This is a genomic window from Actinomadura latina NBRC 106108, assembly GCF_001552195.1.
GTDB lineage: Bacteria > Actinomycetota > Actinomycetes > Streptosporangiales > Streptosporangiaceae > Spirillospora > Spirillospora latina.
In genome coordinates this window covers 50,877-71,509 of record NZ_BCQS01000004.1, presented here as the reverse complement: position 1 = coordinate 71,509, position 20,633 = coordinate 50,877, and the positions used below count along the sequence as shown (strand labels likewise).

Below are 20,633 nucleotides of genomic sequence, written 5' to 3'. Positions count from 1 at the left end.
CTCAAGCCTTCCCGGTGGTGGCGGGGCGGGGGGCGGGTTCTTCCACTCGATGGAAGCCCTACTTGCCAGTGGCTGCTGCACGGCGGTGGTGTGGATGACCGCCGTGCCTGCCAGCCGGGCGGGCGTCAGGTGGACCGAGTCGGGTCGGGGCTCGGCGCCGGCGGGTTCCGGTCGGTTCAGGCCGATCGGCTCGGCCGGCGGACGGGTTGGTCAGGTGAGCCGTCGTGGGCGGCCGTTCTGAGAGGGGTCGTGCCTGGTGGCTGACCAGGGTTCGCCGGATGGAGCGCGAGTGGCCGCTGAAACTGAGGTCGTCGTCGGGGAGAGGGCCGTGCTCGCCGACAGCGTCGTCGGATTGACGTTGCGTGCGGTGGGTGGGGGGGAACTGCCGTCCTGGCGGCCCGGAGCGCACATCGATGTCCTGCTCGGTGACGGGCTGGTGCGGCAGTACTCGCTCTGCGGTGAACCGGAGGATTCCCGGACGTGGCGGATCGCCGTCCTCAAGGAAGGACCGGGGTCCACGGTCGTACATGAGCGGATCCGGATCGGGGACCGGCTCATGGTGCGCGGGCCGCGGAACAACTTCGCGCTGGAGGACGCGCCCCGCTACGTCTTCCTCGCCGGCGGCATCGGCATCACGCCCATCCTGCCGATGGTGGCCGCCGCTGAGGCGGCGGGTGCCGACTGGCGGCTGCATTACGGTGGACGGCGTCGTTCCGCCATGGCGTTCGTGGACGAGGTCTCCGTGCATGGCGAGCGGGTCGAGATACGTCCGCAGGACGAGTCCGGTCTGCTCGATCTCGACGGAATCCTGGCCGGTACGGCGCCGGATGCGCTCGTGTACTGCTGTGGGCCCGAACCGATGCTCGCGGCGGTCGAGGAACGGTGTGCCGCGCTGGCGCCCGGGGCGCTCCGGACGGAGCGGTTCGCACCGAAACCGGTCACGGGGCCCGATGAGGCCTTCGAGGTCGAGTTGAAGCTGAGCGGGCGCACGCTGCGGATCGAACCCGGCTGCTCGATCCTGGAGACCGTGGAGAAAGCGGGCGTCAGCGTCCTGTCGTCCTGCCGCGAGGGGACGTGCGGGACATGCGAAACCCCCGTGCTGGAAGGGGAACCCGATCACCGTGACTCTGTGCTGACCGAGGCGGAGCGCGCGGACGGGGGATTCATGATGATCTGCGTGTCCCGCGCCCGAGGGCCCCGCCTCGTCCTGGAGCTCTAACCGGCGGGATGCAGGGCGCGGCGCAGTGCGTCGGTGCGGTCGGCGTTCATGCGCTTCGTCACGGACGCGTCGGAAACCAGGGTGGAACCGTGGAAGGTGCCGGGATAGTGGTGCATCTCGGTCGGGACGCCCGCCTGGATCAGCCGCTGCCCGTAGGCCAGGCCCTCGTCCCGCAGCGGGTCGAATTCGCAGGTGGTGACGTAGGCGGGCGGTAGCCCGGACAGGTCCTCGGCGCGGGCCGGCGCCGCGTACGGGGAGACGCCGTCGGTGCCGCGGACGCCTTCGCCGAGGTAGTAGTCCCAGCTCAGCTCGGCGTTGGGCCGGTGCCAGATGGGCGTGTCGGTGTAGGCGCGCATGGACGGGGTGTCGAGCCGGTCGTCCAGTTCCGGGATGGCGAGAAGCTGGAAGCAGAGCGGGGGGCCGCCGCGGTCGCGGGCCAGCAGCGCGACCGCCGCGGACAGGCCGCCGCCGGCGCTCTCGCCGCCGACCGCGAGGCGGCCCGGGTCGATGCCGAGTTCGCCCGCGTGGGAGGCGGTCCAGGCCAGCGCGGCGTAGCAGTCTTCGAGACCGGCGGGGAAGGGATGTTCGGGGGCCAGCCGGTACTCGACCGACACGACCACGGCACCGACCTCGGCCGCGATGGCGGTCGCGTCGTCGTGGTAGAGGTCGACGCTGCCGAGGGCGAACCCGCCGCCGTGGATGTAGACGAGGCCGGGCAGGGGGCCGTCGCCGTCCGCCGGCCTGAAGACCCGGACGGGGACGGCCGGTGCGTCCTGCGGGCCCGGCACGGTGAGGTCCCGGATCTCGACCGGGACGGGCGGCTCGTACACCGGCGCGTCCCCGAACAGTTCCCCTTCCTCCCGGCGCACCTGCTGGATATCGGCGATCGAAAGATGCGGGATCATCGGGATCCACGGGACGAGTTCGGGATCGTAGGCGTAGGTCACCACGGGCTCCTCTCGCGCGGCCGGTGCCCACCAGTGTCGGGGGTCGGGAGCGCCCTGCCCAGCCGCCGGTCGCCGGGGAAAACGGCCTGACCGCCGCCGATCGTCGGGTGCCGTACGCTGCCCCCATGAAGGGCCTGCTCCTGCGGCTTTCGGCACTGGACGCCGATGCGGAGAACGCCGTCCGGGTGATCAGCTTCTTCGACGGGCTGATCGCCGCGAAGGTGAGCCCGCAGACCCTCGTCCGGGAGACCGCCCGCCTCGCCGAATGCCCGGCCGCGATCGTCGACACCGCCTTGGGCCTCTCCCTCCACGCGACCCCCGCCCCTCCCGGCCGCGCAACCGCCGACCGTCCAGCCGCCGACCGGGCTGCGGGTGGTGTTTCGGGGGTGAGCAGGGCTGTCTCCGGGACGGGGCGGGTGTGGTTGGGGAGGGACGAGCCGCTTCCGCTCGATGAGATCGTGCTGGAGCGGTTCGCCATCGCCGCCAGGGTGCTGCTGGAGGCGGTGCCGCGGCGGGAGGACTCCGGGCTTGTCGAGCTGGCCCTCTCGGCGGACGCCGGGGAGCTCGAACGGTGCCGGGCCCTTCGCCGGCTGCGTGTCGAACCGGACGAACGGGTGTACGTCCTGGCCGTCGACGGCGCCGGCGACGTTGAGATGGCGGGCGCGCATGTGGTGTCGATCGGGCGTGCGCGCGCCGTTCTCGCGAAGGGGCTGCCGGAACGGTTTCCCCGCGGGCTCCGGGTGGGCGTTGGCTCCGGGCTGCCCGCCATCGAGGCGCCCGCGTCGTGGCGGCAGGCTCTCACCGCGTTGCGCTTCACGGGGCTCGGCGAAGACGTCGTGCACTATGACGGGCTCGGGGCGCTCGCCGTCATCGCCGCGCGGATGCGGGACGAGGACATCGCCGCCGTCGCGGACGTGGCCGCGCTGGACGGGCTCGCCGCGGAGCCGAACGGGGCGGGCATGCTCGCCGTCCTCGCCGCGTTCTGCGCCACCGGGTCCGCCCGCCGGGCCGCCGCGCGGGTGCACCGGCACCACAGCACGATCGCCGCGCGGCTCGCGCAGGCCGAGGCGTGGCTCGGCTTCTCGTTCTCCGCGCCCGGCGGGCGGCGCCGGCTGGATCTGGCCGTCCTGCTGCGGCACCTGCGCGACAATCCGGCGGCACTCAACGGATCTATGCCCCGGCCGTTATTGCCAGACTGATCGTCAATAGGCAGCCTCTGAGGTATGGGAGACGCGAGCCGCACCGTTCTCGTCCGGGCTCCCGCCGTCTCGCGCGGGAGGCGGCGATGAGCTTCTCCGACTACCTCTCCGAACGCTGGCCCACGATCGCCCGGCTGGCCGCCGAGCATGCCGAGGTCGTGCTGATCGCCGTCGCCATCGCGGCCGTCGTCGGGATCGGGCTCGGCATCGCCGTCGAGGGGCGGCCGAGGGCGAAGGGCCTCGCCCTCGGCGTGACGGGCACCATGCTGACCGTCCCGTCCCTGGCACTGTTCGGCCTGCTCATTCCGCTGTTCGGGCTGGGCCTCGCACCGACGATCACCGCGCTGGTGCTGTACGCGGTGTTCCCGATCCTGCGGAACACGATCACCGGGCTCGAAGGCGTGCCGGGCGCCGTGGAAGAGGCGGCGCGCGGCATGGGGATGGGGCCGCTGAGCCGCATGCTGCGGATCAGGCTGCCGCTGGCGTGGCCGGTGGTGCTCACCGGCGTCCGGGTCGCGACGATCATGACGGTCGCGATCGCGGCGATCGCCGCCGCCGTCGCGGGCCCCGGCCTCGGCGGGCTGATCTTCGGCGGGCTGGCCCGGATCGGCGGGGCGAACGCGCTGAACGACACCCTCGCCGGGACGCTCGGCGTCGCCGTCCTGGCCCTCGTCCTGGACCTGCTGTTCGTCGTGCTGTCTCGTCTCACCACCGCCAAGGGGCTGCGATGACCGAACCCGCCGCCGGAACCACCGAGGCCGCCGCGCCGGAACGCCGGGAGATGATCCGCCTGGAGGGGGTGAGCAAGCGGTACCCCGGCCAGGACGTCCCGGCGGTCGACGATCTCACGCTCGGCGTCCGGGAAGGGGAGATCGTCGTGCTGCTGGGGCCGTCCGGCTGCGGCAAGACCACGACGCTGCGGCTGGTCAACCGGCTGATCGAGCCGACCGCGGGCCGGATCCTGCTCGGCGGCGAGGACGTCACCCGCGCCGACCCGGACGAGCTGCGCCGCCGCATCGGCTACGTCATCCAGCAGGTCGGGCTGTTCCCGCACATGACGATCGCCGCGAACATCGGCGTCATCCCGCGGACGCTCGGCTGGCCGAAGAAGCGCGTCCGGGACCGCGTCGACGAGCTGCTCGACCTGGTGGGGCTCGACCCCGGCACCTACCGGGGCCGGTACCCGAAGGAGCTGTCGGGCGGCCAGCAGCAGCGCGTCGGGGTCGCCCGCGCGCTCGCCGCCGACCCGCCCGCGATGCTGATGGACGAGCCGTTCGGCGCCATCGACCCCATCACGCGGGAGCGGCTCCAGGACGCCTTCCTGGAGATCCAGGCCCGGATCGGCAAGACCATCGTGCTCGTCACCCACGACCTGAACGAGGCGCTCAAGCTCGGCGACCGGATCGCGATGCTCGGGCAGGGCGCGAGACTCGTCCAGTACGACACGCCCGCGGCGATCCTCGCCGAGCCGGCCGACGAGTTCGTCGCGTCGTTCGTCGGGACGGGCGCGGCGATGCGCCGGCTCCGGCTGGTCGAGGTGGGGTCCATCGCGCTGCCCGCCGCCGAGCCCGGGGACGCGGGCGGCGCGACCGTCCGGGCCGGCCAGTCCCTTTACGAGGCGCTGGACGCGATGCTGCGGGCCGGTGCGGAGACCGCGACCGTCCTGGACGAGGACGGACGCCCCGCCGGCACGGTCTCCTGGTCCGCGATCGTGTCGGACGGCGGACGATGACCGTCACCGCGGTACCGGAGCGGGCGGCGTCCGGCGAGGAGACCCGCGGCCGGACCGGCCTCCTCGTCACGCCGGCCTTCCTCCTCGCGGTGTGCGCGGCGCTCTACGCCTACCTGCGCGGGCTCGACCTGGACCCGATCGAGCGCCGGTCCATCAACCGGACGGAGATCGTCCACCAGTTCGCCGAGCACATCGGCCTGGTCGCGGTGTCCACGGCGCTCGTCCTCGCGATCGCGATCCCGCTCGGCGTGCTGCTGACCCGGCCGCGGCTGCGCCGGCTGTCCGCCCCGTTCCTGGCGCTCGCCAACGTGGGGCAGGCCGTCCCGTCCATCGGGGTGCTGGTCCTGCTCGCCGTCACCGTCGGTATCGGGTTCCAGAAGGCGGTGATCGCGCTCATCCTCGTGTCCGCGCTGCCGGTGCTGCGCAACACGATGGTCGGCCTGCAGGGCGTCGACCGGTCGCTCATCGACGCGGGTCGCGGCATCGGGCTGTCCAGGACGGCGGTGCTGTTCCGCGTCGAGCTGCCGCTCGCCGTCCCGGTCATCCTGGCCAGCGTCCGTGTCGCGGTGATCCTCAACGTGGGCAGCGCGACGCTCGCGGCCTTCACCAACGCGGGCGGGCTCGGCGAGCTGATCAACACCGGCATCGCGCTGAACCGGACCCCGATCCTGCTGACCGGCAGCGTCCTCACGGCCGTGCTCGCCATGGCCGCCGACTGGTTCATCGGACTCGTCGAGTACGTCCTGCGCCCACGCGGCGTCTGAACCCCTGAGGAGAGTCACCATGCGCCTGCTCCCGACCGGACCATCACACCCTGCCGCCCGTCTCGCCGCCTGTTTCACCGCCGCCGCCCTGACCGCGGGGTGCTTCAGCTCCAGCGGCACCGACGCCAAGGCGGGCAGCCTGGCCGAGGGCAACTCGCTGGAGGGCGCCACCCTCACCGTCGGCTCCAAGGAGTTCACCGAGCAGCTCGTCCTCTGCCAGGTCACCGCGCTCGCGCTGCGTTCGGCGGGCGCGACCGTCCGGGAGAAGTGCGGGCTCCAGGGGAGCAACACCACTCGCGCGGCGCTGACGTCCGGCAGCATCGACATGTACTGGGAGTACACGGGGACGGCCTGGATCAACTACCTGAAGCAGACCGAGCCGATCGGCGACCCGGCCGCGCAGTACAAGGCCGTCGCGGAGCAGGACCTCGCGAAGAACAAGGTGAGATGGCTCGCGGCGGCGCCCGCGAACAACACCTACGCCATCGCGGTAAAGACTACGACCATGCAGCGGCTCGGCATCGAGGACCTGTCGGATTACGCCGCCCTGGCCGAGCGCGACCCGTCCAAGGCGTCCACCTGCGTGGCGAGCGAGTTCGCCGGGCGCAGCGACGGCTGGCCCGGCCTGCAGAAGGCGTACGGGTTCACGCTTCCCAAGTCGTCTGTCGCGACGCTGGCCGAAGGCGCCATCTACGACGCCATCGGCAAGGGCGAGCCCTGCGACTTCGGGGAGGTCGCCACCACCGACGGGCGTATCAAGGCGCTCGCCCTGACGCCGGTTCCGGACGACAAGAAGTTCTTCCCCGTCTACAACCCCGCCCTCACCGTGCGCAACTCCGTCTACCGGGACGACCCCGGCATCGAGAAGATCGCGAACCCGATCGCGGCGGCGCTGACGGACACCGTCCTGCAGGAACTCAGCGGCGAGGTCGACATCGAGGGCAAGCAGCCGGCGGAGGTCGCCGAGACCTGGCTGCAGTCGAAGGGGTTCATCGGAAAATGAGAAGACACGCTGGCCAGGATGCGGATTGCCGGGCCCCGGCCGCCGCGCCGCACTACGCTGAGCGCCACATATCGCCACAGTGAAGGGCATGGCGCATGAACCGCAGTGAACTGGTCAGGACCGTGGCGGAACGTGTGGGAGGCGACGAGTCCGCCGCCCGCCGGCACGTGGACGCCGTGTTCGACACCGTGATGGAGCGCGTGTCCGCCGGGGAGCGCGTCATCGTGACCGGGTTCGGGACGTTCGACCGGCTCTCCCGCCCGGCCCGCAGCGCCCGCAACCCGCGCACCGGCCTCCCGGTCGAGGTGCCCGCCGCGCAGGTGCCGCGGTTCCGGTCGGGGCAGACGTTCCGGAACCGCGTCGCCGGGAGCGCCCCCGACGCGGAGCCCGCCACCGGGGAGGCCGTTGCCGAGGAGGCCGCCGCCGTGGCGGCCGCCGCCGGGCCGGCGGCGGAGACGGCGGTGACGGTGCGGGTCGAGGCGCCCGCGCCGAAGAAGCCGAAGAACGGCAAGGCCGGCAAGAACGCCAAGAAGGCGAAGAAGGGCGCCGAGGCGAAGAAGCCGTCCGGGAAGGCGGTGGCGGTCGACTCCCCGCCCGCCAAGCCCGCCAAGCCCGCGAAGCCCGACAAGTCCGACAAGTCCGCGAAGGGGCGGAAGGGCGGGAAGAAGAAGGCCAAGGCCGCCGGGTAGGCCGCGTCAGCGCAGCGGGAAGCCCAGCTCGCGCCCCTGCTCGCGCAGCTCGTCGCGGGCGGACGGGTGCGCCACCCGGTCCACGATCTGCTGGGCCTGCGACAACGAGTCGCGGCCCCAGATCGTGGCCGTGCCCTGCTCGCTGACGATGAAGCTGTGCTGGAACGAGGTGACCGGCCCGGACAGCCGCGGGATGACCGTGGACACGTCCGCCTTCGGATGCCAGGACGGGAGCGCGATGACGGCCCGGCCGCCGGGGGAGTGCAGCGCGCCCACCACGAAGTCGGTCTGCCCGCCGAACCCCGAGTAGATCACCCCGCGCACCCGGCTGGCGTTGGCCTGCGCGTACAGGTCGACCTGCAGCGCGGAGTTCACCGACACCAGCCGGGGCCGGTGTGCGATCAGGCTCGGGTCGTTGGTCTTCTCGGTGCGCAGCATCCGGACGCGCTCGTTCCGGTCGGCCCAGTCGTAGAGCTCCTCGCCGCCGAACGCGAACGACGCGGTGATCGGCGTGTCGGGGTCGAGCGCCCCGGCCTTCTCCAGCGCCAGGACCCCGTCGCTGAACATCTCCGACCAGATCCCGAGGCCGCGGCGGTCGAGCAGCGAGGCGAGCACCGCGTCGGGGACGGCGCCGATGCCGAGCTGCAGCGTGCCCCGCTCGGGGACGAGCCGCGCCACCCGGCCGCCGATCTCGCGGGCGACGTCGCCGGGCGGCCGCGGCACCGGGTTCGCGAGGGGCTCGCCGGACTCGATCGCGTAGTCGATCTCGTCCACCGCCATGACGGCGTCCCCGAAGGTGTAGGGCATGCGCGGGTTGAGCTGCGCGATCACCAGCCCGCCGCGGGCGCGCACCGCCTCGACGGCCGCGGGCAGGATGTTGACCTCGATGCCGAGCGACACCGTCCCGTTGCGCGGCGTGGACGTCTGGACGATCACGACGTCGGGCGGCAGCGACTCCTGCAGCAGGTTCGGGACGAGCGACAGCCGCGACGGGAAGTACCGCAGGTTCGCGCGCCCCCGCATGCCGGCGCCGACGAACGGCGTCTCCAGCTCGACGCCGTCGCGGTCCGGCAGCTCACCCTGCGCGTTGAGCATGAACAGCCGGTACTCGGGGACCGCCTCGTCCAGGACGGCGAGGGCGCGGCGCGGGGTGGCGAAGTTGCCGCCGACGACGACCCGCGGCCGTCCCGGCAGGCCGGCGAGGACGGTGCCGAGATGGGATTCGGAGATGAGGCGCATCAGGCCTGCCCCTGGGTCGTTTCCTGGATCGAGACGCGGGTGACGCCGGGGACGGTGCGGGCGAGGATGCCGGCGACCCGGCGGGCCGGCTCGTCCGCGCCGCCGCCGCGCAGCTCGACGGCGCCGTCCCGCACCGAGACGTCCCAGCGCCGCCCGTCCGGCCCGTACTCGTCGAGCGCGGCGAGCACGTCGTCGCGGATGCGGGCGTCGCCGCGGGCGAGGATCGCGATGAGGTCGCGGCGGCTGACGATGCCGACGATGCCGGAATCGGCCAGTACCGGGACGCTCTTGATCCGCGTCCGCATCATCGTGTCGGCGAGCGTCGCCACGTCGGTGTTGGGCCGCGCGGTCTCCACCTCGCGGGTCATGACCTCATCCACCAGGCGCGGCGCCGGGTTCGCCGGCGTCGCCACCGGCCGGGCGAAGGCCCGCGGGTCCCGCTCGAACACGCCGCTCAGGAGATCCATCTCGCTGACGATGCCGGCCAGCCGCCCGGTCTCGTCCACGACGGGCAGGGCGGTGATGTCGTGCTCGTGCAGGACGCGGATCGCCTGGCGGACCGTGGCCGTCCGCGGGATCGTCACGACGGGCGAGGTCATCGCCTCCCGGACCAGCATGGCCTCTTCTCCTTCCGGCGAGGACGCCGTTCACCTACCCGAGCGGGTCTTCCTGACCCCTGCCCTCCATGATCGCCCGGTGCGCGGCGGAGGCCCAGGGCCGAACGTCCCGGCCCCGGGCCCCGCGTGCCGGCCTCCGCCGCCGTCCGGCCCCGTCCGCTAAATGACGAGGTTCAGCAGCAGGACGAAGACCAGGCCGCACACCGAGACGATGGTCTCCATCAGCGACCAGGTCTTGATCGTCTGCCCGACGCCGAGCCCGAAGTACTCCTTCACCAGCCAGAAGCCCGCGTCGTTGACGTGCGAGAAGAACAGCGAGCCGGCGCCGATCGCCAGCACGAGCAGCGAGGTCTCGCCGGTGTCGAGCGCGCCGGCCAGCGGCGCGAGGATCCCGGCGGCGGTGACGGTGGCGACGGTCGCCGAGCCGGTGGCCAGCCGGATCAGGACGGCGACCAGCCACGCCAGGAACAGCACCGAGAACCCGCTGTCCTTGACCCAGTCGGCGACCAGCTCGCCGATCCCCGTCGCGATCAGCGTCTGCTTGAAGCCGCCGCCGGCCGCCACGATCAGCAGGATCCCGGCGATGGGCGGCAGCGACTCGGTCAGCGTCGCGGAGACCGACCGCCGGTCCATGCCCGCGCCGAGGCCGAGGGTGAACATCCCGGCGACGACCGCGATGAGCAGCGCGATCAGCGGGGTGCCGAGGTTGTCGAGGATCGTGCGGACCGCGCCGTCCTCGTCCAGCGCGATGTCGGCGACGGCCTTGCCCAGCATCAGCACGACGGGCAGGAGGACGGTGGCGAGGGTGACGGGGAACGACGGGCGTTTCCGGCCCTCCTCCGGAGCCTTCCCGTCCTCGGACTCGTCGACGTAGAGGTGCGGCGGCATGACGTCCACCCAGCGGGACGCGTACCGGGCGAACACCGGGCCGGACAGGGCGACCGTCGGGATCGCGACCAGCACGCCGAGGCCGAGGGTGAGGCCGAGGTCGGCCTTGAGCGCGTCGATGGCGACGAGCGGCCCGGGGTGCGGCGGGACGAGCCCGTGCATCGCGGACAGCCCGGCCAGCGTCGGGATGCCGACCGCGATGAGCGACAGGCCCGAGCGGCGCGCCACCAGGAAGATGACCGGCATCAGCAGGACGAGGCCGATCTCGAAGAACATCGGCAGCCCGATCACCGCGCCGACGAGGGCCATCGCCCACGGCAGGAACGCGCGCCCGGACCGTCCGACGATGGTGTCGACGATCTGGTCGGCGCCGCCGGAGTCGGCCAGCAGCTTGCCGAACATCGCGCCGAGCGCGATGAGCGCGCCGACGCCTGCCGCGGTGTCGCCGAAGCCCTTGCCGAACGCGTCGATGGTGTCGGCCATGGGGAGCCCGGCGATGCCGCCGACCAGCAGGGCGCCGAGGGTGAGGCTCAGGAAGGGGTGGACCTTGAAGTAGGTGATGAGCACGACGATCAGCGCGATTCCGGCGAGCGCCGCCGGCACGAGCCGCCCGCTCGAGGCCGCCGGCGCCGCCGCCAGCAGGATCGGGTGCATTCGTCATCCTCCGGGAGCGAGGCGAAGATGATGTCTGCCCGAGTGTGACCGTATTGACCTGCTCTTTACAAGGGAAAGATTTGACAAATCAGACCTTTATGCAGGGTCTATCGCGCTTCGTGTGATGATTGGGCCATGGTGGACAACCCGCAGGCCGGGCTGCACGGCAGCGTCCTCGACCGGCTCGGCACGCTGATCACGTCCGGCGAGCTCGACGCCGGCGAGGTGCTGCGGATCGAGCAGCTGGAGGCCCGGTTCGGGGTCTCCCGGTCGGTGGTGCGGGAGGCGATCCGCGTCCTGGAGTCGATGGGCATGGTCACCAGCCGCCGCCGGGTCGGCATCACGGTCGCCGAGCGGGCGCGGTGGAACCTCTTCCACCCGCAGATCATCGGCTGGCGGCTGGACGGCGCGGGCCGCGACGAGCAGTTGCGCTCCCTCGGCGAGCTGCGCCGCGGGCTGGAGCCGGTCGCCGCCGCGCTCGCCGCCCGCCGCGCCACGCCCGCGCATTGCGGCACGCTGACCGGCGCCGTCATGGACATGGCGGTGCACGGCCGGTCCGGCGACCTGGAGGCCTACCTCGTCGCGGACATCGTGTTCCACCGGACGCTGCTGGAGGCGTCCGGCAACGAGATGATGGCCGGGCTCAGCGGCGTGGTCGCCGCCGTCCTCGCCGGCCGCACCCACCACCACCTGATGCCCGCCCATCCGGAGCCGGCCGCGATCCGCTGGCACGCGGAGGTCGCGCAGGCCGTCCAGGCGGGGGACGCGGACGCCGCCGAACGCGCCATGCGCGACATCGTCGACGAGGCCACCCGGGCGATGCTGGACGCCGGCGACGAGACCTGGAACGAGGAGACCCAGAACAACGAGGAGACCTAGAACAGGGTGGGCGGCTCCGCCGGCGCCGGCTCCGGCAGCGGCTCGACCTCCGGTGCCCGCGCCCGGACCTCGTCGTGGAAGCGGCGGGCCAGGGGGAGCGCGTCCGCGTTGTCCGGCGTGTGGACGAACACGGTCGGGGAGCGTCCCTCGCGGACCCATTCCACGGCCTTCTCCACCCAGAACCGCCAGCCCTCCACGGTGCGGTCGGTGTCGTCCCGTCCGAGGTAGCGGACGATCGGGCGCTCGGTCAGCGCGGCGGAGCGGCGCGGCACGCGCGGCTTCTTCGTCCACGCGTCCCGTTCGGCGTCGCTGGTCGGCGGGCTCGCGAAGAAGGCGGTGGTGTCGAACGGAACCCACTCGGCCCCGGCCTGCCCGAGCACCCGCTCCAGGTCGCGCGCGGACCGCGCGTCCTCGAAGAACGCCCGATGGCGCACCTCGACGGCGTACCGGTGCGCGGTGGGGAGCCCGCGCAGGAACCCGGCCAGCGTCCCCAGGCCGCCGGGACCGAACGAGCCCGGCAGCTGCACCCAGAGGGCGTGCGTCCGCGACTCCAGCGGCTCCATCGCCCACAGGAACGACCGGAGGTCCTCCTCGAACCCCGCGAGCCGCCGCTCGTGCGTGATCGTCTTCGGCAGCTTCACCACGAACCGGAAGCCCGGCTCGGTCTGCTCCGCCCACGACTCCACCGCGCTCCGCGCGGGTGTCGCGTAGAAGGTCGTGTTGCCCTCCACCGCGTCGCACCAGCTCGCGTAGGCGCGCAGCCGCTCGCCCGGGGGCAGCGCCGGGGGCAGGAACCGTCCCTGCCATCGCGCGTGCGCCCACATCGCGCACCCCACATGAACCCGCATCCGCCCGACGCTACCGAACCCCGCGGGGGGATTGCCGTGCGGACGACCGGGTACGAGGCGCGCGATGACCAGCGGCAGGGGAATGCAGTCCGTTCCGTCCGCGCTGCGCGACGCCGCGGCGGTGGCGGCGTGCCTGCTCCTCGTCGCGGCGGCCGTCTGGCTGGTGGTCTACGTCCTGGTCAAGGTCATGGCGCTGACGATGTCGATCATCGCCGCGCTGCTGCTGACCGCGCTGGTGGCGCCGGTGGCCCGCCAGGTGCGGCGGCTGCGGGCGCCCGCCTGGGCGGCCGCGCTGTCCGGGCTGCTGACCCTGCTCCTCGTGATCGCCGGGTCGCTCACCCTGGTCGGCGACCAGGTCGCCGGGCAGTGGCGGGAGATGAGCAGCGGCCTGACCAGCGGGCTGGACCGGGCCCGCGACCAGCTCGTCAACGGCCCCCTGCCGCTCAGCGAGCGGCAGCTCGACAACATCGTCGACGGCACGATCAGGGCCGCACGCCGGGCCTCACCCGACCCGATGACGAGCGCGAGCGTCGCCGCCGAGGTGGCCGCCGCCGCGCTCATCTCCCTGTTCCTGCTGTTCTTCATGCTGAAGGACGGCCTGGACATGTGGGGCTGGATCACGCGCCTGGCGCCCGCGCACCGCCGCCCGAAGATCGACGCGGCGGGCCGGGCGGGATGGCAGGCGCTCGTCTCCTACGTGCACGGCATCGTGCTGATCGCGCTGGTGGACGCGCTCGGCATCGGCTTGGCGCTCGTGCTGATCGGAGTGCCGTTCGCGCTGCCGCTGACCCTGCTGACGTTCATCGCCGCGTTCATCCCGTTCGCCGGGGCGATCGTCGCGGGCGCCGCCGCCGTGCTCATCGCGTTCGTCAGCGGCGGGCTCACCGACGCGCTGCTCGTGCTCGGCGCGGTGATCGCCGTCCAGCAGGCCGAGAGCCACCTCCTGCAACCGCTGATCATGGGCCGGACGCTGAACCTGCACCCGGTCGTGGTCGTCGTCTCGGTCACGGCCGGGACGCTGCTGGCGGGCGTCGCGGGCGCCGTCATCGCCGTGCCGGTCGTCGCGGTCGTGTACCGGGTCGCGTCCGTGCTCGCCGCCGAGTCCCCGTCCGTGCCCGAGTCCCCGTCCGTGCCCGAGTCCCCGCCCGAGTCCCGGTCTCCGCCCGAATCCCCGCCTGCGCCACCGCCCGCGAGTGGTGCCTAGCCCGGCCGCGGCGAGTCAGGAGCCGGTCGTCTCGCGGGCGAAATCGAGCAGCGCGGCGGCGAAGTCGCCGGGAGCCCGCAGGTGCGGCTGCCCCGGCAGGCCGGGCAGGACGACGCGGCGGGCGTCGCGGGCGAGCCCCATGGCCACCGGGTCCTTGGCGGAGAGGACGTCGGACTCGGTGTTCAGCAGGAGGACGGGCGCGTCGGCCGCCGCGAGCGCGTCCGCCGGGTCGTACCGGAACGCCGCCTGATACCCCCAGTCGTAGCGGCCGGCGACGCGCATCATCTCGACCACGGCCAGGTGGAGCAGCTCCGGGGGGACGCCGGGCCCCCAGCCGCGCAGGTAGCGGTCGACGGCCCAGCCGAACTGCGACCCCCGGTCGTCCAGCGGCGCCTCGGGCGTCCAGCCGGCGATGAACGCGGCCCGCTCGTCCGCGGTGAAGAGCGGGACGCCGCTCAGCACCAGCCCCGCGACGGGCAGGTGCGCGGAGGCGGCGAGCGCCAGGGAGGCGCCGCTGTGGACGCCGCCGAGCACGGGGCGCTCCATCCCGATGCCGGCCGCCGCCCGCGCGAGCACGCGTCCGTAGTCGGGGATCTCGAACCCGGGCCCGGGAGGAGCGTCGGACGCGCCGTAGCCGGGGGTGTCGAACGCGACGGCGCGGGCGTGCCGGCCGAGCACGGGCAGGACCTCCTCGAACACCCGCGACGACAGCGGGGACTCGTGGAACAGCCCGATCCACGGCCCGGAGCGCCCGTTGACCCGGTAGTGGACCTGGCCCCATTCCGTGTCGGCGTACCCGCCCTCGGTCCTCACCGGCCGCCTCCCGTCAGTGCTCGCGCAGGAGGGTGCCGGCGCCGTGGACCTTGTCGCCGATGCCGTTGTCGCGCAGGGCCATCCACCAGGTGGCCGCGTTGATCGCGATGACGGGCAGGCCGAGGCTGCGTTCGGCCTCGTCGGCCGTCGCGACCATCGACAGGTTGGTGCCGCACTGGACCAGCGCGTCGACCTCCCCGGCGGCGAGCTCGTGCAGCGCCTCGCGCAGCTCCGCCCGGGTGACGTGCGCGATCGACACGGCGGTCGGGCACCTCAGCCCGATGATCTTGTCGACCTCGAAGCCGATCTCGGTGAAGAACCGCCGGACGTTCGCGTCGCCCACCGGCTGGTACGGGGTGACGACGCCGATCCGCCGCGCCCCGAACAGCGTCAGCGCGCGCTCGCACGCCTCGGCGCCGGTCGCCACCCGCAGGCCGGTGATGTCGTTGATCTGCTTGACGAACTGCTTGTTGCCCTCCACGCCGCCCCAGAACGTCTCGGCGGACATGCCCATCACCATGTAGTCGGGCTCGCAGGTCAGCACCCGCTCGCAGGCCGCGCCGATCTCGTCGCGGATCTGCTCCAGGAGCCGCTCCATGCCCGCGTCGCCGGCCATGTTCTGGTCGCGGATGTGGATGCGGGAGAAGTGGGACGTCACGCCGGGGACGCCCATCCGGTAGAAGTCGGGTTCGACGATGGTGTTGGTGGAGGGCGCGATCACGCCGAACTTGCGCCGCCAGCCGAGTGCGTCCGTCACGCCGCCGTCCTTTCCATGGTCCGTGCACGGGTCGCCGTGGTGAGCCGCCAGGCGGCGAACGCGAACGCCGCCTGCGCGACCGTGTTGCAGGACTGCTCCACCCACTGCAGGGCGATGGACTGCTCGGCTCGCGCCGCCATCGGGCCGAGCAGGTACTGCCCGGCGAGCCAGAGCCCGAAGAGCGAGGCGCCGAGCCGGTCGCCCGCCCGCGCGGCCGACCGCAGCAGCAGAGCGCCCGCGCCGGTCACCGCGATGATCGTCCACACCATCGCGGGCCAGGTGTCGCGCAGGACGGCCGAGCCCGCCAGCGCCGAGGCGAGCGGGACGGCGAGCATGGCCGGGTGGCCCGAACGGCGCAGCTCCCGCGCCAGCGCGAACACCAGCAGCGTGAAGCCGATCGCCAGCAGCGGGAACAGCGCCTCGTGCAGCCAGCGCAGGTCCGGCCCGCCGAGGGCGACGACCAGCTTCCAGGTCGCCTTGGCGAACCCGCCCGCCACGACGAGCGCGGCGGCGACGGGGACCAGGGGGTGCTTGTGCCGCAGCATGGCCACCCCGGCCGCGGTCAGCGCCACCGGGACGAAGTCCTCGGCGGCCAGCGCGATCGGGTACTCGGTCACGGCGCGTCGCCGAACAGGTCGCGCTTGCGGACGGCGCCGAGCAGGAACCGTCCCATGATCTTGGGTGTGGTGAGCCAGGCGACCGTGCCGCCGTTCTTCGTCCCGGCCAGGACCCGGTCGGCCAGCCAGGGCGTCACCGTCTCCACCCGGTCGGCCAGGATGTTGAAGACCTTCTTCGCCTTGGCCAGCTCCTCGGGGGAGTAGTCCCGGACGAGGAGGTCCGTGACGACCATGCCGGGGGACAGGTGCGCCACCTTCACCGGGCCGCCCTCGACCTCCTTGGCCAGGCCGGTCGTGAGGTAGTCGGCGCCGCGCTTGGTCGCCCCGTAGGCGATCAGCCCGGGGACGGTGCGGCCGTCACTGCCGAGCCCGGCCATGTTCCACACGGTGCCGCCGCCCTGCCCGGTCATGCCGCGCACCGCGACGGCGCTGCCGTGCATGACGCCGAGCAGATTGGCCGCCACGACCGTGTCGAGCTGCTCGGGCGGCAGTTCGGTGAGCGGGCGGCGGGCGGTGGAGACGCCCGCGTTGTTGATCCAGTGGTCGATCCGCCCGAACGCGCCGGCCGCCGTGTCCCACAGCGCCTGCACCTGGTCGCGGTCGGCCATGTCGCAGACGGTCCCGACCGCGCCGTCGCCCAGTTCGGCGAGCGCCTTGCCGACCGACTCCCGGGACCGGCCGCAGATCGCGACGCGGGCGTCCCGGGCGAGGAACTCCTTCGCGAGCCCGAGCCCGATCCCGCGCGTCCCGCCGGTGACGACGACGGCGGTCACGATGCGGCCTCCCAGCTCAGCACGCCGTGCAGGACGCTGTGCAGGACGTTGCCCTTGAACAGCTCGTACACGACGGCGAGTGTCTCCCCGGCCGACATCCCGGGCCTGGCGTCGATCATGAACTCGCGGCCCTTCAGCTTCCACACGTCGCCGAAGTGGACGACCGGGTAGTCGGCCCGCCCGAACGCCTGCGAGTTGCCCCAGGCGCCGGGACCTTCGAAGAAGGAGCGGAACCCGTCCCGCCTGGCCTCCACCGTGTAGGTCCGCTGGAGGGCGCCGGTCCACGTGACGTGCCGGCGGGTGCGCAGCAGGTCGACGGGCTCCAGCTCGATCGACACGGCGACCTCGCCGGCCGGCTTCTGGTCGGCGCCCCACAGCTCGCACGTCCCGCCGTAGGCGCCGCGCTGCTTGGTCGGCAGGATGTAGGGGACCGGGCCGTGCCGCGTCTCGTCGGCCAGGAACCGGTCGATCGTCTCCCGCGTCGCGGCGCTGGTGTCGTAGTCGGTGCTGCGCTTGTAGACGCCGTTGAAGCAGCCGACGAGCGCCCAGCCCTGGTAGAGGGTGGACGAGTACACCTGTGTCTCGCCGTCGGGCAGGACGTGGTTCCAGGTGTTGAGGTCCACCTGCCAGCCGGGCCCGTAGTAGTGCGCGTCGACGAACCCGCCGTACGGCTGCCCGGTTCCGTGGAAGTCGGGCCCGGTGTAGACGCGGTCGCTGTCGGAGTCGACGACCCCGAACGCGAACGGCGCGCCGAGCCGGAACCGCCCGGCGAGGGGGCCGCCGCCCTCCAGGCCGCCGTCCATGTAGTAGGTGGTGGCGCCGTCCTCGAAGACCGACGACCGGCGGATGTCCTCGAACCCCTGCCAGGTGCCGGTCGCGTCGAACAGCGACGGGCGCCCGTGCCACTCGCCCTCGATGCGGGCCTGCCACTCGCTCGGCTCAGCCATCGGCGGCCGCGCCGTCCGGCAGATCGTTGCTCAGCAGCTCGCCGCGCAGCTCCTCGGCCTGCTCGTCGCCGACCAGCCGGGCCACGTTCGCCCACACCGGGTCGACCTCCGGGCTGAACAGGGCGGCGCGGTTGCGTGCGTCGCGGGCGGCCAGGTCGGTGTCCGCGAGCGTGGCGCGCACGTCGTCGGGGACGCCCTTGACCAGCAGGTCCCGCCAGTGCTCGAAGTAGCGGTCGAGGTAGGCGCCGATCTGCCGGAAGTGCTCCTCGTCCGCCCGGTTGACGAGCATCCAGGGCGACATCACGGCGTGCTGCCGGGGCCCGATCGCGGCGGTGGACGGCCCGAACCGCTCCCTGACCTCCTCGAACGCCGGCGTCAGCGGCTGGAAGACCGCGTTGACGTACTCCAGGTGCGCGCCGAGGTCGGCGCGCGGCACGAGGTCGATGTGGTAGGCGAGGTAGCCGCCCGCCTTCACCGAGTCGAGCGTGAAGTGCGGGACGGCCGAGTCCGCGGCGGTGAACGCGAAGATCATGTGGCTGTCCATGCCGATCTGCTCGACGGTCAGCCCGATGCAGACGACCTTCGCGATCCGCTCGCCGCGCAGGACGCGCAGCGTGCCGACCGGGTCCGGGGACATCGCGCTCACGAGGTCCTTCTCCAGGACCGGCGTCAGCTCCTCGATGCCCGCCAGCGCGGCCAGCGTCCGATCGCTCAGTGCCTTCGGCGGCGACGCGCTCACTCGCTGACTCCTTCGGTGATGTCTTCGGTGGTGGTCTTCGGGACGGGGACCGGGGTGCCGCCGCGGGCGCGGTGCTGCCAGGCGCGGGCCAGCTCCGGGTTCTCGCGGCGGGCCGGGGACGGGATGACGGTCGCGCTCCCGCGCCTGCCGTTGACGGCCATGTGGTCGTCGTCGCCGAGCCACCAGCCGTCCGCCATGAGCTGCTGCCGGCGGCGCCGGTAGGCGACCTGGAGGGCGTCGCTGCGCAGGTGCAGCTCGTCGGGCAGGTCGTAGGGCAGCAGCTCGGGCCGCTGGCTCTCCACGACCGGCTTGTCCTGCAGCAGGATGCTGAGGATCCGCTTGCGGGCGTCGCGGTCGGCCCACCTGCCGGTGAAGAAGTTCCGGTACCCGACGATCTTGACGAGGGTGCGGTTCCGGTCGAGCGGGACGTTGTGGTCGTAGAGGATCATGTCCCCGAACGGCAGCCGCACGTGCAGCTTCACGATGTTCGGCAGGAACCAGCCGTTGGTGGCGATGACCTCCTCCGGCGCCTCCTTGTACAGCCGCTTCCAGAGGCCCTTCGCGGGCGGCGGGCTGAGCGAGATGTCGGCGGCCGCCGACCAGTCGTCCTGCGTGATCTCGTAGTCGGGGATCTCCGGCTTGTCGGGGTTGCCGAACCGGGTGCCGTGCACGAACGGCGTGTGCGCGGCGTCCACCACGTTCTCGAACGTCCGCTCGTAGTTGGCCTCGACGACCAGCTGGACGTGGACGGCGCGGAACGCGGGGTCCGCGTGCTCGGGGAAGTGCGGGATGGGCGGGCGCTCCGCCTCCGGCAGGTCGCCGAGGAAGGCCCAGACCATCCCGTACTCCTCCCGGACGGGATAGGAGTCGACGCGGGCCTTCTTCGGGATGCCGCGGCCCGGCGGGTTCGCCGGGATCCTGCTGCACGCGCCGTCCGGCCCGTACTGCCAGCCGTGGTAGGGGCAGGCGATCTCGTCGTCGCCGACGAGCCTGCCCGCCGACAGCGCGGCGCCGCGGTGCACGCACAGGTCCGACAGGCAGACCACGGCGCCGTCGCGCTTGCGGTAGAGGACGAAGTCCTGCCCGAGGCAGGTGACGCGCCGCGGCGCGCGGGTCACCTCGTGCGCGAACTCGACCGCGTACCAGAAGTTCTTGAGCATGGGGGCTCCCTATCGGCGCCGGAGGTCGATGAGCGCAGGGTCGGCGGACGGTGCCACGTCCTCCCCGCGCACGTGGGCGCGCAGGAACGCGGTGACCAGGTCGGTGAAGGCGCGGCGGGCCGCGCCGGGGTCGGTCGCGGGCCGCCGGTCGAGGAAGGCGCGGGCCGCGGTCGGGTCGACCGGGTCCGCGACGGCGAAGTGGTTGGCGCCGCGCACGACGGCGAGCAGGTCGCGCGGATCGCTCAGCGCCTCGCCGAACGTGCGGGCGACCGGGTCGGACGGGCCGTCCTGGCCGTACCGGTCCGAGCTGCCCATGATCACGCCGTCCTCGGTGCCGACGCCGAGCAGCACCGGGCAGTCGACCTGCGCGGGCAGCACGGTGCCGGGCGGCCAGCCCAGCATGGTGGCGACCATGGTGTGCGTCCCGTAGGCGAAGCAGGCCCGCACATTGGGGACGAACCGGGCCGACTGGAGCACGACCGTGCCCCCCGCCGAGTGCCCGCCGAGGGCGACCCGGTCCAGGTCGAGCACGTCCTTCAGCAGGTCGATCCCGCTCAGCGCGTCCAGCACGGCGGGGATGGCGGGGCACGTCGGGCGGGTGCCGTAGGCGCCGGGACGGGCCGCGTCCAGGTCGACGCCCGGTGTGAGCCCGTACTGGCCGCCGAACAGCTCCGCGACCCGGTCGAACGTCACGACGGCGAACCCGGCGGCGGCGACGCCGGCCGCCAGTTCCCGGTAGACGGCCTGCTCGACGTTCACGCCGGAGCAGAACACGACGACCGGGTACGGGGCGTCCCGCGGATCGGGCGGGAACACCCCGGACAGCCGTTCGGCGTCGGTGCCCTCGGCGCGGGCCGGGTAGTAGACCTTCAGGTGCGCGGTGCCGAACGGCGCGGGGCCGCCGGTGTCCGCCGACCACCACAGGGACCGCACGTCCATTAGGGC

At 73.0% G+C, this 20,633-nt stretch carries 22 protein-coding genes; 9 read left to right on the top strand and 13 right to left on the bottom strand.

Annotated elements, in window-relative coordinates:
• Positions 1–289 precede the first annotated feature (289 nt).
• Positions 290–1,219: a PDR/VanB family oxidoreductase gene (locus AL2_RS06235; RefSeq protein WP_067630620.1), complete on the top strand. Its 930-nt coding sequence runs from the start codon at positions 290–292 to the stop codon at positions 1,217–1,219.
• On the opposite strand, the gene AL2_RS06230 is transcribed toward AL2_RS06235, so the two are convergent.
• Positions 1,216–2,166 carry an alpha/beta hydrolase gene (locus AL2_RS06230; protein ID WP_067630779.1) on the bottom strand — a complete coding sequence of 317 codons (951 nt, stop codon included), beginning with the start codon at positions 2,164–2,166 and terminating at the stop codon, positions 1,216–1,218. The genes AL2_RS06235 and AL2_RS06230 overlap by 4 nt on opposite strands.
• A 125-nt stretch (positions 2,167–2,291) precedes the next feature.
• On the opposite strand from AL2_RS06230, the gene AL2_RS06225 reads away from it, so the two are divergent.
• From AL2_RS06225 to AL2_RS06200, 6 genes are all read left to right on the top strand, one after another.
• Positions 2,292–3,365: a helix-turn-helix domain-containing protein gene (locus AL2_RS06225; RefSeq protein WP_067630617.1), complete on the top strand. Its 1,074-nt coding sequence runs from the start codon at positions 2,292–2,294 to the stop codon at positions 3,363–3,365.
• An 86-nt stretch (positions 3,366–3,451) separates the two neighbouring features.
• Entirely contained in the window at positions 3,452–4,096 is a 645-nt protein-coding gene (locus AL2_RS06220) for an ABC transporter permease (protein ID WP_067630614.1), read from the top strand.
• Positions 4,093–5,097 (top strand): ABC transporter ATP-binding protein, encoded by a 1,005-nt coding sequence (locus tag AL2_RS06215; protein ID WP_157438037.1) that lies wholly within the window; start codon positions 4,093–4,095, stop codon positions 5,095–5,097. The genes AL2_RS06220 and AL2_RS06215 overlap by 4 nt, the downstream gene beginning before the upstream one ends.
• The gene (locus tag AL2_RS06210; RefSeq protein WP_067630611.1) at positions 5,094–5,861 is read left to right on the top strand and encodes an ABC transporter permease; all 768 of its coding nucleotides are present in this window, start codon (positions 5,094–5,096) and stop codon (positions 5,859–5,861) included. The genes AL2_RS06215 and AL2_RS06210 overlap by 4 nt, the downstream gene beginning before the upstream one ends.
• Before the next feature lie 19 nt (positions 5,862–5,880).
• Positions 5,881–6,864 (top strand): glycine betaine ABC transporter substrate-binding protein, encoded by a 984-nt coding sequence (locus tag AL2_RS06205; protein ID WP_067630609.1) that lies wholly within the window; start codon positions 5,881–5,883, stop codon positions 6,862–6,864.
• Between the two features lie 95 nt (positions 6,865–6,959).
• Complete coding sequence (locus tag AL2_RS06200; protein WP_067630606.1) at positions 6,960–7,553, top strand: HU family DNA-binding protein; 594 nt, start codon at positions 6,960–6,962, stop codon at positions 7,551–7,553.
• 6 nt (positions 7,554–7,559) lie between these two features.
• On the opposite strand, the gene AL2_RS06195 is transcribed toward AL2_RS06200, so the two are convergent.
• The 3 genes from AL2_RS06195 to AL2_RS06185 form a co-directional block, all read right to left on the bottom strand.
• On the bottom strand, positions 7,560–8,792 hold the full coding sequence (locus AL2_RS06195) for an acetyl-CoA hydrolase/transferase family protein (protein ID WP_067630603.1): 1,233 nt from the start codon (positions 8,790–8,792) through the stop codon (positions 7,560–7,562).
• The gene (locus AL2_RS06190; RefSeq protein WP_083946089.1) at positions 8,792–9,409 is read right to left on the bottom strand and encodes a CBS domain-containing protein; all 618 of its coding nucleotides are present in this window, start codon (positions 9,407–9,409) and stop codon (positions 8,792–8,794) included. The genes AL2_RS06195 and AL2_RS06190 overlap by 1 nt, the downstream gene beginning before the upstream one ends.
• 159 nt (positions 9,410–9,568) lie before the next feature.
• Complete coding sequence (locus tag AL2_RS06185) at positions 9,569–10,951, bottom strand: GntP family permease (RefSeq protein WP_067630599.1); 1,383 nt, start codon at positions 10,949–10,951, stop codon at positions 9,569–9,571.
• A gap of 135 nt (positions 10,952–11,086) precedes the next feature.
• Between AL2_RS06185 and AL2_RS06180 the strand changes: the two genes are divergently transcribed.
• A complete protein-coding gene (locus AL2_RS06180) occupies positions 11,087–11,830 on the top strand; it encodes a FadR/GntR family transcriptional regulator (protein ID WP_067630596.1) in 744 nt (247 codons plus the stop codon).
• On the opposite strand, the gene AL2_RS06175 is transcribed toward AL2_RS06180, so the two are convergent.
• On the bottom strand, positions 11,827–12,678 hold the full coding sequence (locus AL2_RS06175; RefSeq protein ID WP_067630593.1) for a DUF72 domain-containing protein: 852 nt from the start codon (positions 12,676–12,678) through the stop codon (positions 11,827–11,829). The genes AL2_RS06180 and AL2_RS06175 overlap by 4 nt on opposite strands.
• A gap of 64 nt (positions 12,679–12,742) precedes the next feature.
• Here AL2_RS06175 and AL2_RS06170 point away from each other — a divergent pair, with 64 nt between their 5' ends.
• Positions 12,743–13,882, top strand: coding sequence for an AI-2E family transporter (locus AL2_RS06170; protein WP_067630590.1), 1,140 nt, complete (start codon positions 12,743–12,745; stop codon positions 13,880–13,882).
• Between the two features lie 15 nt (positions 13,883–13,897).
• Here AL2_RS06170 and AL2_RS06165 read toward each other — a convergent pair whose 3' ends face one another.
• Genes AL2_RS06165 through AL2_RS06130 form a run of 8 tightly spaced genes read right to left on the bottom strand, consistent with a single transcriptional unit; the run spans position 13,898 to position 20,627 of the window.
• Positions 13,898–14,695 carry an alpha/beta fold hydrolase gene (locus tag AL2_RS06165; protein ID WP_067630587.1) on the bottom strand — a complete coding sequence of 266 codons (798 nt, stop codon included), beginning with the start codon at positions 14,693–14,695 and terminating at the stop codon, positions 13,898–13,900.
• Between the two features lie 13 nt (positions 14,696–14,708).
• Positions 14,709–15,452, bottom strand: a complete 744-nt coding sequence (locus AL2_RS06160) for a maleate cis-trans isomerase family protein (protein WP_067630584.1) — start codon at positions 15,450–15,452, stop codon at positions 14,709–14,711.
• Positions 15,449–16,069, bottom strand: a complete 621-nt coding sequence (locus AL2_RS06155; RefSeq protein WP_067630581.1) for a hypothetical protein — start codon at positions 16,067–16,069, stop codon at positions 15,449–15,451. The genes AL2_RS06160 and AL2_RS06155 overlap by 4 nt, the downstream gene beginning before the upstream one ends.
• Entirely contained in the window at positions 16,066–16,842 is a 777-nt protein-coding gene (locus AL2_RS06150; RefSeq protein ID WP_067630578.1) for an SDR family oxidoreductase, read from the bottom strand. The genes AL2_RS06155 and AL2_RS06150 overlap by 4 nt, the downstream gene beginning before the upstream one ends.
• Positions 16,839–17,789: a hypothetical protein gene (locus AL2_RS06145; RefSeq protein WP_067630575.1), complete on the bottom strand. Its 951-nt coding sequence runs from the start codon at positions 17,787–17,789 to the stop codon at positions 16,839–16,841. The genes AL2_RS06150 and AL2_RS06145 overlap by 4 nt, the downstream gene beginning before the upstream one ends.
• Positions 17,782–18,528, bottom strand: a complete 747-nt coding sequence (locus tag AL2_RS06140; protein WP_067630572.1) for a hypothetical protein — start codon at positions 18,526–18,528, stop codon at positions 17,782–17,784. Before AL2_RS06140 ends, AL2_RS06145 begins: the two co-directional genes overlap by 8 nt.
• Positions 18,525–19,688 carry an aromatic ring-hydroxylating dioxygenase subunit alpha gene (locus AL2_RS06135; protein WP_067630569.1) on the bottom strand — a complete coding sequence of 388 codons (1,164 nt, stop codon included), beginning with the start codon at positions 19,686–19,688 and terminating at the stop codon, positions 18,525–18,527. The genes AL2_RS06140 and AL2_RS06135 overlap by 4 nt, the downstream gene beginning before the upstream one ends.
• A 9-nt stretch (positions 19,689–19,697) precedes the next feature.
• The gene (locus AL2_RS06130; RefSeq protein WP_067630566.1) at positions 19,698–20,627 is read right to left on the bottom strand and encodes a dienelactone hydrolase family protein; all 930 of its coding nucleotides are present in this window, start codon (positions 20,625–20,627) and stop codon (positions 19,698–19,700) included.
• Between the last annotated feature and the right edge of the window lie 6 nt (positions 20,628–20,633).